This window comes from Pseudoduganella sp. jia 9 (assembly GCF_055502615.1).
Window position 1 is genome coordinate 43,909 of record NZ_JBUPWE010000007.1, and the last position, 12,741, is coordinate 56,649.

Genomic DNA, 12,741 nt, shown 5'->3' on the forward strand with positions numbered 1-12,741 from the left:
TGGTCTACAGTGTGATGCAAGAACTTCCACACCAGGAGACCACGTGGACAAGACCGATCCGAGCCCGCGCTACCTGTCCGGCTTCGGCAACGAATTCGCCACCGAGGCATTGCCCGGCGCCCTGCCGGCGCACCGGAATTCGCCACAGCGGGCGCCCTATGGCCTGTATGCCGAGCAGCTGTCCGGCACGGCCTTCACCGCGCCGCGCGCACACAACCGGCGCAGCTGGCTGTACCGCATCCGTCCCGGCGCGATGCACCAGCCGTTCACCCGGCTGGACAATGGCCGCATCGCCGGCGACTTCGGCGCGCTGGAGGCGCCGCCGAACCAGCTGCGCTGGGACCCGCTGCCGATGCCGGACGCGCCCACCGACTTCATCGACGGGTGGGTCACGATGGCCGGCAACGCGGCCGTGGGCATCCACCTGTATGCCGCGAACCAGCCGATGGCGGGCCGCTATTTCTACGATGCCGACGGCGAACTGCTGATCGTGCCGCAGCAAGGCCGGCTGCACATCGCCACCGAACTGGGCATCGTCGACGTGGAACCGCAGGAAATCGCCGTGATCCCGCGCGGCGTGCGCTTCCAGGTCACGCTGCCGGACGGCCAGGCGCGCGGCTACGTCTGCGAGAACTTCGGCGCCCTGCTGCGGCTGCCCGACCTGGGCGTGATCGGCTCGAACGGCCTGGCCAACCCGCGCGACTTCCTGACACCGCAGGCCGCTTTCGAGGACCGCGAGGGCGACTTCGAACTGGTGGCCAAGTTTGCCGGGAACCTGTGGCGCGCAGCGATCGGCCATTCGCCGCTCGACGTGGTGGCCTGGCACGGCAACTACGCGCCCTATAAATACGACCTGCGCCACTTCAACACGATCGGCTCCATCAGCTACGACCACCCCGACCCGTCGATTTTCCTGGTGCTGCAGTCGCCCAGCGACACGCCGGGCGTGGACACGCTGGACTTCGTGATCTTCCCGCCGCGCTGGCTGGCCGCGGAAGACACGTTCCGGCCGCCCTGGTTCCACCGCAACGTGGCCAGCGAGTTCATGGGGCTGATCCATGGCCAGTACGACGCCAAGTCCGAAGGTTTCAGCCCGGGCGGCGCCAGCCTGCACAATTGCATGAGCGGCCACGGCCCGGATGCGCCCACCTTCGAGAAAGCCAGCGTGGCCGACACGGCCCGGCCGCACAAGGTCGATGCCACGATGGCCTTCATGTTCGAGACGCGCGACGTGATCCGCCCCACCGCCGCCGCCCTCGCCTCGCCCCAGTTGCAGCCGGACTATTACCGCTGCTGGCAGGGCTTCAACAAGCATTTCAAGGATCCACGCCCATGAGCCGACCACTCAACGAAACCCATGATGCCGCGCTGACCAGCTGGGTCGCCTCGGCCAACCTGCCGGACTCGGACTTCCCCATCCAGAACCTGCCATTCGCGGTATTCCGCCGTGCCGGCAGCGGCGAAGCGTTCCGCGGCGGCGTTGCCATCGGCGACCGGATCGTCGACCTGGCCGCGCTGGGCGATGCGCTCGACGGCGCGGCGCCGCAAGCGCGCGCTGCCGCGGCGCTGGCTTCGCGCGACAGCCTGAACGCGCTGATGGCGGCGGGCCCGCAGGCCTGGTCGGCCTTGCGCCTTGCATTGTCCAGGCTGCTGCGCAGCGATGCGCCGGCCCGCCCCGCACTGCTGGTTGCCCAGGCCGATGCCGAGTTCACCGTGCCGGCGAACATCGGCGACTATACCGACTTCTATACATCGATCCACCACGCCACGGCGGTCGGCAAGCTGTTCCGGCCCGATAACCCCCTGCTGCCGAACTACAAGTGGGTGCCGATCGGCTACCACGGCCGTTCGTCGACGATCGGCGTATCGGGCCAGGCCTTCCATCGTCCGCTTGGCCAGACACGCGGCGCCAGCGACGCCGAACCCGCGTTCGGCCCCAGCAGGCGCATGGATTTCGAGCTCGAAGTCGGCATCTTCGTGGGCGCCGGCAATGCCCAGGGCGAGCCGATCCCGGTCGCCGACGCTGAAGCGCATGTGTTCGGCCTGTGCCTGCTGAACGACTGGTCGGCACGCGACCTGCAAGCCTGGGAATACCAGCCGCTGGGCCCGTTCCTGGCGAAGAACTTCGCCACCACGATCTCGCCGTGGATCGTGACCGCCGAGGCGCTTGCCCCCTACCGCTCGGCCTGGCAGCGCGACGCCGCCGATCCCCAGCCGCTGCCTTACCTCGACTATCCGGCGCTGCGCGGCAGCGGCGGCTTCGATATCGAACTGGAAGTGCTGCTGCAGACGGAAAGCATGCGCCGCGGCGGCCAGGCGCCGGCGTCGCTGGCGACCTCGAACTTCCGGCACTCCTACTGGACCGTGGCGCAACTGCTGGCGCACCACACCGTCAACGGCTGCGTACTGCGCCCCGGCGACCTGCTGGGCTCGGGCACGCAGTCCGGTCCGGAAGCGGCGCAAGCCGGTTCGCTGCTGGAACTGAGCGCGGGCGGCAAGCAGCCGCTGGCGCTGCCGAACGGCGAACAACGCGTCTTCCTCGAAGACGGCGACCGCATCGTGCTGCGCGGCCGCGCCCGGCGTCCCGGCCTGCCGCGCATCGGCTTCGGCGAAGCCTCCGGCACGCTGCTGGCTGCCCGCTGAGCGCTTTATTATCGATACAACCGCCGACCATGAAGCTCTACACCTACTTTCGCAGCTCGGCCGCCTACCGCGTGCGCATCGCCCTGAACCTGAAAGGCATCGCGGCCGAGCAGGTGCCGGTGCACCTGCTCAGGGATGGCGGAGAACAGTTCGGTGCCGCCTATGACGAGAAAAACCCGCAGCACCTGGTACCGCTGCTAGAGGACGGCGGCCTGCTGCTGCCCCAGTCGCTGGCGATCATCGAATACCTCGACGAGACCCATCCTCAGCCGGCACTGCTGCCTGCCGATGCGCGCGGGCGGGCACGGGTGCGCGCGCTGGCACAGGCGATCGCCTGCGACATCCACCCGATCGACAACCTGCGGGTCCTGAAATACCTCAGCGACACGCTGGGCGTTTCGCCGGAACAGAAGACCGGCTGGTACCGCCATTGGGTCGCGCTGGGGCTGGAAGCACTGGAGCGCCAGCTCGGGCGCGACGGCGGGGCCGGCCTGTTCTGCCATGGCGACACGCCGACGATGGCCGACTGCTGCCTGGTGCCGCAGCTGTACAACGCGCGCCGCTTCGACTGCGACCTGTCGGCCTATCCGGTACTGGGCGCGATCGCGGCCCGCTGCGAGGCGTTGCCCGCGTTCGCCGACGCGCGGCCGGAAAGCCAGCCGGACGCGCCATAGGCCCGGGCGCCAGCCTGCCTGGCGCACCGGAATAACGCCGCGGCCACACGCCCATGGGGTCGCACGTCAGGCCCCCATGCTGGCCGCGCCGCATGTCCTGGCGACGACCCCGTCGACGATGTAGCCATCCCTGCCCGCGGCCTTGGCGGCGTACAGGGCCTCGTCCGCGCATTTCAGCAGGCTCTCCCGGGTGCTGTCGGCGCTGCCGAAAGCCAGGCCGATACTGGTGGTGACGTGGAGGCCGCCGGCGATGACATCGAACGGTACGCGCATTGCCTCGACGATTTTCGCGGCAAGCGCCGGCAATTCATCGGCGCCGGACAAGCTCTCGAACACGACGACGAATTCATCCCCCGCATAGCGCGCCACGATATCGGTGCCGCGCACGGACAGCCTGAGGCGTGTGGCGAATTCGACCAGCACCGCATCGCCGGTGGCATGCCCATGGCTGTCGTTGATCCGCTTGAAATGGTCGATGTCGAGAAAAGCCAGGCCGATACCGGCATGGCTCCGGCGCTGGCGCATCAATACCCTGTCCAGCTCGCTTTCCATCATGCGCCGGTTGCACAGTCCGGTCAGCGAATCGGTGCGTGCCAGCCTTGCCGATTCGGCCTCGGCCTTCGCCCGCTCCTCCGTGAGCGCGTGAATGGCCCGGCTCAGCGCACCGATCTCGTCGCGCCGCGTCAGGTCGATGCTGTCGATGCCGGCATCGCCACGGCGGATGCTCGCCACCTGCCTGCGCAGTGTCTCCAGGGGGCGCAGCAGTATCGCGATGGCAAGCAGCCCCAGCAAGCCGGCGACGGCTGCGGCAATGCCGGTGCGGAGCAGCGCCCGCTGGCGCATCGCCACCAGCGGCGCGAACGCCTCGGCCGTGGGGTAGACGATGCCCACGATCCAGTTGGCGGTCGCCAGCCGCCGGTAGCCGATCAGCGAATTCACGCCCGCCTTGTTTTTCGCCAGCACCCAGCCATCCTTCCCGTCCAGCGCCTGCCGCGTCGACGGCACGATGCCGCCCTCCTCCTCGGCGACATTGCGCAGCAGGCGGCGCGCATCCGGGTGATGCAGGATGACGCCGTCCGCCGTCACGACGAACAGGTAGCCGTGCCGTCCCGGCTTGAGGCGGTCCAGGTGACGGAAGAAATCCGCCCGCGACAGGTCGATGGAGGCAGCCAGCACGAATTGCAGGGAACCCGTGGCGCCGAACACGGGCTCGGTCAGCAGCACGATGGGCTTGCCGGACAGCGCACTGCGCAGCGGCCGCGACAGCAAGCCCTGGCGGGTGGCCACCGTGTGCTGGAAGTAATCGCGTGCCGCCACCGTGGCCTGGCCGGCGGCCGCACCTTCAGCCAGGCTGGTCAGGAGCACGCCGTTGGCATCGAAGGCCACGGTATTGAAAAACTGCTGGCCCAGGGATGGCACTCCCTGCAGATACCGGCGCACCGCCGCGGGCTGGAACGCGCCGGCCGCCTGGATGCCCTCCGCCGTCACGCGCAGCACCGCGCGCTTCGACTGCAGGTCCTGCTCCATGTGCGCCGCCGCGCTCGACAGCAGCGCGTATTCGCGATCGCCGACCAGCCGGGCCATGTCCCGCTCGACGATATTGATCGCGTAAATGGCGAGCAGTATCCCGGACAGGAAGACCAGCGCGCAGACAATGACTGTCATCCGTGCTTTCAGCGTGCCGAATGGATGGATTCTCTGCATGGCAAGGCCCTTGCTGTACGGAAAACTCTTCGGGGGCATATGGTAGCTACCAGCCTGCATGCTACTGCACTGCCGGTTTCGGTGCCTGTTCGCCATGGTGGCGTATCGAGGTGCCACGCTGGAGGGGGCCGGCGGCACCTAGCAGGAGCTTCGCGTCCACTGGCAGTACGCTGCTCGCGCCAGTGCGTTGGCGCCAGATGTTCCAGCCGATGCTGGCCGCCTCATCCATGGGCCGCTATACTTTGCGCCGTCAATTTCCTTCGTGAGTCTTGCCATGCCGTTCGACAGCTGCCGGAAAGTTCCGCATGGTCCTCACCGATTCCCCGCTTGCCTGGTTGTACTGTGCTGCCTGGTTGCGCCGGGTTTGCCGGCTGCGCCGGTTCGTACGCTTGACCAGCTCGAACACGTGGCGTGGACGCCGCGCGACGGCGTTCCCGATAACATCACCGCGATGGCGCAAAGCACCGATGGCTGGATGTGGCTTGGCACATCGGAAGGGCTGTGGCGTTTCGATGGCCTGCGCTTTACCAGCGTTGCACCCAAGGGAGCGGAGCGCTTTCCCGACCAGGCGGTTTACACGCTGCGGGCAGATGACGCTGGAGGACTCTGGATCGGCTGGATGTTTGGCGGCGTCAGCCACTACCTTGCCGGCAAGGTTCGCAACTGGGGTGTTGCCGACGGGTTGCCGGCCGGCGCCATCTGGTCGTTCGCCGCAGACGGCAAGGGCCTGTGGGCGGCAGGCATCGGCGGCCTGGCCTACTTCGACGGTGGCCGTTGGCAGCGCATGGGGCCGGAGCAGCGCTTTACCGCGCGCAAAGTCGCTTCGGTCTTTGTCCACGCCGACGGTACGGTGGCCGCATTCACGGAACAGGGCCTGTTCCTGCGCCACCGGGGCAAGGCCCATTTCGAGGCGGCCATTCCCGGCCCGTCGACACGCCAGCCTCCGTCCCAGTACGGTCGCGGCCCGGTGTGGTTCCTCGAACAGAGGGGCATCCGCGCCCTCGACAGCCTGGAGGGTTATGGGCGTGCCGCCCGCTGGGTCTATCGGCAGCGTGGCCCCGTCAGCGGCAGCATGCTGGCCGACAGTCGCGGCGCGCTATGGTTAGACGACCAGGCGGGCCTGCTGCGCCATACCGCGCCATCGGATGCGAACGACCGTCCCGGTGGCGGCTATGCGCCCGGTGCCGAACTGTTCACCGTGGCCCAGGGCCTGACGGGCAATGTGGTGCACTGCCTGATGGAAGACGCGCAGGGCAATATCTGGGTGGCGACAAGCGGCGGACTGGATCGCTTCCGCGCCGCCAACGCGGTCGAAGCCCGGTTGCCGACGCCGTACCGGGCGCGCCTGCTGTCAGGAGCTGCCGGCACTGTCTTCCTCAGTGACGGCAATGGCTCATGGCGTATCGAACGCGACGGCAAGCTGCACGCCCTGCCCTTCGGGGCCGACGCGATGGCGCTGGGCGCAGCGCCGGACGGCACCATCTGGCTGGCGACAAGGAGCGCACTGCGCCACCTGGCGTCCGACGGGAGCCGGCAACTTGCCGAAATACCCTACCCGCCGGATGTGGCGCCAGCAGACAATATCCGCTCCATCGCCGTCGAGCGTGGCGGCGCCGTGTGGATCGTTGCCAGCGGCCGTGGCGTACTGCGCTACGCAGACGGGGCGTGGCAGCGCAACCCCGCACTCCCCGATGGCGGGCGCAAGACGCCGATCGCCGTCCTGGAAGATAGCCGGAAGCGCGTGTGGATCGGCTACGAGGACAACCAGGTTGCGTTGGTCGAAGGCCGGAGCGTCACCCTGTATGGTTCCGCGCAAGGACTGACGGCCGGCCGGGTAAGCGTGCTGCTCGAATATGGGGGGTCGATATGGGCCGGCGGCACCGAAGGACTGGCACGCCTCGACGGTGCCCGCTTCGTGCCCTTGCAAACATCGCCGTCCGATGCCGTCACCGGCCTGGCGGGGGGCGTCGGCGCGCCCGAAGGGCTGTGGTTGAACGGCGCCGCCGGCCTGGTCCTGCTGCCAGCGGCCGCGTTGCAGGGAGCAGGCCCGGTGTCCGTCCGCGTGTTCGACGAAGCCGAAGGCATCGCCGGCAGGGCACGTCCATTGTTCAACAATTCGATTGTGCGCGCGGCGGATGGCCGAATCTGGGTCTCGACGAAACGGCGCGTGTTCTGGCTGGATCCCGCCACCGTGCGGCCGGAGCCGGTGCCATCGACGCCAACGCTGCTGCATGCGGTCGCCGACGGGAGCACGTACGACGCAGCGCTACCCGTGCACTTGCCGCCTAACCCGGACAGGGTGTCGTTCCAGTTCGCGACACCTTCCACCGACATGGCATCGCGCATCCGCTACCGGTACCGGCTGGAAGGATACGATCGGACCTGGCAGCAGGCCGGTCGCGCCACCGACGTGGCCTATACCGGCCTGCCTCCGGGGGATTTCCGTTTCGTGGTTCAAGCGGTCAACGGCGCCGGTGTTGCCAGCCCTGCCAGCGCGGCATTGGCAGTGCACGTTCCGCCAACGGTAGTCCAGACAGCCTGGTTCAAGATGGCCTGTGGCGCGATGGTCCTGGCGGGGCTGTGGGGTTTGTACCGCTACCGCCTGCGGCTGGAAGCTCGCCGGCTCGTCGCCATGGAGCGTACCCGGAACGCCGAACGCGAGCGCATCGCGCGCGAGCTGCACGATACGCTGCTGCAGGGCGTTCAGGGCCTGGTGCTGCGCGTGCATGCCACCGCCGAGCGCATGCCGGCAACGGATCCGCTGCGCGCAGCCCTGGCGGCAACGCTGGAACGGGCGGACGCGGTATTGGCCGAAGCCCGCGATCGTGTCCAGGGCCTGCGCAGTCCAGCACCGGGCGCCAGTGCTTTGCCGATGGAGCTGGCCGCTGCCCTGGCCCAGGTCTGCGAAGAACAAAACGCGTCATGCTGCGCTTTTACTCATTCGGGCATTCCACGGGCGCTGTCCCCGGAGATGGCGCATGTGTGCATGAGCATCGCGCTGGAAGCTGTACGCAATGCGTGCCGGCATGCCGACGCCAGCGATATCAGCGTGCGGCTTGCCTATGGCGCCGAGGGGATCGAACTCACCGTCGCTGACAACGGCCGGGGCATCGACCAGGACACGCTGAAGGTCGGACGTGCCGGCCATTGGGGTATTGCCGGCATGCGCGAGCGGGCAGCTGCGGCGGCGGGCGCGCTGCGGATTCGTTCCACAGTCGGCGCCGGTACGACGATTACCCTGTCGTTGCCCTATTCCGGCGCCGTGGCGGCAACCAGCAATGCCTGACCGGCACCGCTTGTAGCCGCACGTGGATTCGCGAGGTGGCCGCGTGCAGGCCCGAATGGCACTATGCTTTCGAGGCCAGCAACTGCCGTCAGGTGTGCACCCGGCTTCCGTGCCCCAACGCGGGCATGGTTTCGCCGGCAGGCCACTGACAGGCGAAGAAGACCTATCCAACACGAGAAAGTCTCGCCGATTTTTCCGGTCAATATCCACAGCGGCGATACAACTGTTCTGATAGACCGCCAACAGATCCTGGAAACGTTTGCCGGTACAGTATGAAACACGCAGGCGTGCGATTTCGCCATGCCGCTCATGACCTTGGAGAATCACTTGGAAACGGAACTGAAACTGAAGGTGGCGCAGGCGGACCTGGTACGCCTGCGCGAACATCGCCTGCTGCTCGACCAGGCGGAAGCAAAACCCGTCGATCACGAACTGCACGACACCTACTTCGATACGCCGAAACTCGATCTGTGGCGCAACGGCGTGACGCTGCGGGTGCGCGGCGACGGCGACGCCTGGATCCAGACCGTCAAGACGGCCGCGCCCGGGCACACGGCACTGCACCAGCGTGGCGAATGGGAATGCGCGCTTGACGGGCCGGCGCCGGCGCCGGCGGAACTGGCGCGCCAGATCAAGTCGAAGCCCATCGCCGAACTGCTCCGCTCGCCCGGCATCGTCAACCAGTTGCGGCCCGTGTTCAAGAACACCACGCGGCGTACCGTCTGGCAGGTGACGCTGGCCAACGGCCAGCAGGTGGAATGCGCGCTCGACGCCGGCGACATCCACGCCGGCGGGCGCAACGCACCGATCGGCGAACTCGAGCTCGAACTGAAGCGCGGCGACCCGGCGCCGCTGTTCGCGTTCGCCCTGGCGCTGCACGCGGATATCCCGTTCGAGATCGCCAACGACAGCAAGGCCGCGCGCGGCTATGCCCTGCTCGACACGGCGCCGCCGGCCCCCGTCAAGGCGGTGCCGGTGCACCTGACCCGCAAGATGCGCCTGGAGGACGCACTGCAGCGCATGGGCCTGAACTGCCTGCGGCAACTGGAAGCGAATGTCCCCGGCGTGCTGCGGCAAAGCGTGGAAAGCCTGCATCAGATGCGGGTCGGCTTGCGCCGCCTGCGGGCGCTGCTGGACATGTTCGACAAGCTGGCGCCGCTGCCGGCGCCGATCCGCGACGGCGTGGAGTGGCTGTCGGGCGAACTGGGCGCAACGCGCGACTGGGATGTGCTGGCCGGTTCGACGATTCCCGACATCAAGGGCGCGGAGCTGGGTACCTTGCGCGCCATCGCCGCACAGCGGGCCAGCGACCTGCACCGCGACATGCTGAAGACGCTGCACGATCCGCGCTACACGCAATTGATCCTGCAACTGAACGGCTGGTTCCACGGCCGACAGTGGCGCCAGGACGGCGCGCTGCCGGAACGCTCCGCGCTTGCATCCCGCGCGCGCGACGCCATGGCGCCCCTGCTGCGCAAGGCGCAACGCCGCCTGCGCAAACGCATCGATACGCTGGACGACCGCGACCCTGCGCAGCGCCACCGCGTGCGCATCGCGGCAAAGAAAGCCCGCTACGCCGCGGAGTTCTTCCGCGACCTGCTGCCGGCCAAGGGTGTCAGGCAGTACGTCAAGACCCTGTCCGGCCTGCAGGACAAGCTGGGCCGCCTGAACGACCTTGCCGTGGCCGACCGGCTGCTGGGCGAGCTCGATGCGAAAAAACCGTTGCCCGAAGCCGGCTTTGCCCGTGGATACGTCGCCGGCATGGCCGAAGCCGAGAGTGCGCACCTGCGCACCGCGCTGGAAGCCGTCGAAAGGCTGAAGATAAGCGGTCGCAGATGAGCGGTCTCAGATGAGCGCCGGCAAATGACGGCTCGGTCCGGTCCCGTTCAATCGACGCCTCAAGCATACCCTCGATCATTCGAATCGCTTAGAATGCGTAATCGAATTGACTTATCAAGGGTGAACCATGCAGCGATATGCCGTAGGACTGATCGGATTTGGCCTGGGTGGCGCCGTCTTCCATGCACCGATGATTGCCGCCGTGCCGGGTCTCAGGCTGGCCCGCATCGCCAGCCGCAACGCCACGCCGGAAGCATTGCAGCCATATCCGGGCGTGCAGCGGGACGATACGCCGCAGGCCATGCTGGACGATCCGTCCATCGACCTGGTGGTGGTGTGCACGCCGAATGCCAGCCATTACGGCCTGGCGAAGGCGGCACTGCTGGCCGGCAAGCACGTGGTGGTGGACAAGCCGTTCGTGCTGTCGTCCGCCGAGGGAGCCGAACTGGCCGACCTGGCGGAGGAAAAAGGCCTGAAACTCAGCGTTTATCAGAACCGCCGCTGGGACGGCGATTTCCTCACCTTGCGCGGCGCGGTAGCATCGGGCGAACTGGGCACCGTGCACACCTGCCGCGTGCATTTCGACCGCTATGCGCCGCAGGTGAAGGTGCGCTGGAAGGAACAGGCGCAGCCGGGCGCAGGGGTGCTGTGGGACCTGGGCTCGCACCTGATCGACCAGGCGCTGCAGCTGTTCGGCACGCCGCGTTCGGTCACGGCGCACCTGTCGCTGCAGCGCGAGGGCGCGCAGGTCGAGGATGCGTTCGAGCTGGTGCTGGATCACGGCGCCACGAAGTCGATCCTGCACGCCGGGGCGCTGGTGCGCGCGCCCGGTCCGCGCTACCAGGTACACGGCACGCTGGGCAGCTTCGTCAAGTCCGGCATCGATCCGCAGGAAGACGCCCTGAAGGCGGGCATGCGGCCAGGCGATGCGGGCTGGGGCCGCGACGCGCCGGCCGGCTACGCCACCATCACGCTGGCAGACGGATCGCGCCGCGCCGTCGAGACCATTCCCGGCTCCTATGAATCGTTCTACCACGGCGTCTGGCAGGCCATGGCGGAAGACGGGCCGGTTCCCGTACCGGCACGGGAGGCGGTGGCCGTGATACGGGTGATCGAACTGGCCCTGCGCAGCCACCAGGAACGCCGCACCATCGATTTCACCTGAGGAGAACACCATGCAGGAAGACTATGCCAGCCTGTTGCAGGCGCTTGCGCTGGAGGAGCGGCAACTGCAGTTTGCCGCGTTCTCGAACCACGACGCCCTCCGGCTCGGCCTGGCGCTTGTCGAGCGGGCGCGCGAGACGGGCAAGGCCGTGACGATCGACATCACCCGCAACGGGCACCAGCTGTTCCATCACGCCATGGACGGCACCTCGCCGGACAATGCCGACTGGATCCGCCGCAAGAACAATGTGGTGCAGCGCTACGGCCGCAGTTCCTGGCACGTGGGCACGCAATACCGAAGCAAGGGCAAGACCTTCGAGGCGGACAGCAACACCCCCGCCGCGGACTTCGCCGCGCATGGCGGCGCGTTCCCGCTCATCCTGCGCGGCACCGGCATGGTCGGCACGATCACCGTGTCCGGCCTGCCGCAGAAGGAAGACCACGACCTGCTGACCGCCGTGCTGCGCGACTACCTGGACACGGTGCAATGAGCGAAGGCGTGCTGCCGCAATCGAGGCGGCTGGACGCGATCTGCGACTACCTGGGCCAGCACTACCGCATCGGCGTCGAGGATATCTGCCGGCTGTTCGGCGTGACGCGCGATACCGCCCGCCGCGACGTGGTGCGGCTGGATGCGGAAGGCCGCGTACTGCGCGTGCGCGGCGGCGCCGTGCTGCCGCCGCAAGGCCGGCAGGTGCGGCAGTACGCCGAGCGCGCCGGCGCATCGGCGGCCAAGCAGGCGATCGGTGCCGCCGCGGCGACGCTGATCCGGGAGGGCGACCGGGTCCTGTTCGATACCTCCACCACCGTGGTGGAAGTGGCGCGTGCGCTGGCGGCGGCGCCGCTGCACGCCGTGACCAATTCGATCGACATCGCCGAAGTGCTGGGCGGGCGCGATGGCGTGGAGCTGCACCTGACGGGCGGCCGCTTCAATCCATGGCAGCGCAGCCTGGAAGGTGCGCAGGCCCGGCTGGGCCTCGGGCAATTCCGCTTCGACAAGCTGATCCTCGGCGCCTGCGCCATCGATCCGCAAGGCCTCACCTGCCCTTCGGACGACGAGGCTTCGCTCAAGCAGGCCATGCTGCGCCAGGCTAGCCAGGTGATCGTGGTGGCGGACGCCGCCAAGTTCGGCAAGGGATTCATGCATCGCCTGTGCGCCTTCGAGGCGATCGACGTGCTGGTCACGGACCGGGCGCTGCCCGCCATGCTGATGGAGACGCTCGACGGGCTCGATGTCGAGGTCCTGGTCGCGCCGGCCGGCGCGACGTAACCGGGCTTCGGCAGCGAACTTCATCGCTGCCGCGTGCCAGGCGCCGGACCGGATGCGCTGGAACTTTTAGCACACCATGCAAGGAAAAAAGGCGCTGTCTCCGCAGCAGCGGAAACAGCGCCCGAGAGCGCGCGGCATCTGCCGCGCGCAGTGCCCGCGGT

Annotated in this window: 9 protein-coding genes; 8 read left to right on the top strand and 1 reads right to left on the bottom strand. The window is 68.0% G+C overall.

Annotated elements, in window-relative coordinates; all coding sequences use genetic code 11:
* Positions 1 to 43 precede the first annotated feature (43 nt).
* Genes hmgA through maiA form a run of 3 tightly spaced genes read left to right on the top strand, consistent with a single transcriptional unit; the run spans position 44 to position 3,317 of the window.
* Positions 44 to 1,336 (top strand): homogentisate 1,2-dioxygenase, encoded by a 1,293-nt coding sequence (gene hmgA, locus ACY34H_RS09860; protein ID WP_464977323.1) that lies wholly within the window; start codon positions 44 to 46, stop codon positions 1,334 to 1,336.
* Positions 1,333 to 2,643, top strand: a complete 1,311-nt coding sequence (gene fahA, locus ACY34H_RS09865; protein ID WP_464977324.1) for a fumarylacetoacetase — start codon at positions 1,333 to 1,335, stop codon at positions 2,641 to 2,643. The genes hmgA and fahA overlap by 4 nt, the downstream gene beginning before the upstream one ends.
* Positions 2,644 to 2,672: 29 nt before the next feature.
* Entirely contained in the window at positions 2,673 to 3,317 is a 645-nt protein-coding gene (gene maiA / locus ACY34H_RS09870; protein ID WP_464977325.1) for a maleylacetoacetate isomerase, read from the top strand.
* 66 nt (positions 3,318 to 3,383) lie between these two features.
* Here maiA and ACY34H_RS09875 read toward each other — a convergent pair whose 3' ends face one another.
* Positions 3,384 to 5,021: a diguanylate cyclase domain-containing protein gene (locus ACY34H_RS09875; protein ID WP_464977326.1), complete on the bottom strand. Its 1,638-nt coding sequence runs from the start codon at positions 5,019 to 5,021 to the stop codon at positions 3,384 to 3,386.
* Between the two features lie 364 nt (positions 5,022 to 5,385).
* Here ACY34H_RS09875 and ACY34H_RS09880 point away from each other — a divergent pair, with 364 nt between their 5' ends.
* The 5 genes from ACY34H_RS09880 to ACY34H_RS09900 all read left to right on the top strand — a co-directional run bounded on the left by ACY34H_RS09880 (position 5,386) and on the right by ACY34H_RS09900 (position 12,580).
* Entirely contained in the window at positions 5,386 to 8,307 is a 2,922-nt protein-coding gene (locus ACY34H_RS09880; protein WP_464977327.1) for a sensor histidine kinase, read from the top strand.
* Positions 8,308 to 8,634: 327 nt separating this feature from the next.
* Positions 8,635 to 10,146 carry a CYTH and CHAD domain-containing protein gene (locus ACY34H_RS09885; protein ID WP_464977328.1) on the top strand — a complete coding sequence of 504 codons (1,512 nt, stop codon included), beginning with the start codon at positions 8,635 to 8,637 and terminating at the stop codon, positions 10,144 to 10,146.
* 127 nt (positions 10,147 to 10,273) lie between these two features.
* Positions 10,274 to 11,311 carry an oxidoreductase gene (locus ACY34H_RS09890; RefSeq protein WP_464977329.1) on the top strand — a complete coding sequence of 346 codons (1,038 nt, stop codon included), beginning with the start codon at positions 10,274 to 10,276 and terminating at the stop codon, positions 11,309 to 11,311.
* Between the two features lie 10 nt (positions 11,312 to 11,321).
* Entirely contained in the window at positions 11,322 to 11,801 is a 480-nt protein-coding gene (locus tag ACY34H_RS09895; RefSeq protein WP_464977330.1) for a heme-degrading domain-containing protein, read from the top strand.
* Positions 11,798 to 12,580, top strand: a complete 783-nt coding sequence (locus ACY34H_RS09900) for a DeoR/GlpR family DNA-binding transcription regulator (protein WP_464977331.1) — start codon at positions 11,798 to 11,800, stop codon at positions 12,578 to 12,580. Before ACY34H_RS09895 ends, ACY34H_RS09900 begins: the two co-directional genes overlap by 4 nt.
* Positions 12,581 to 12,741: the final 161 nt, after the last annotated feature.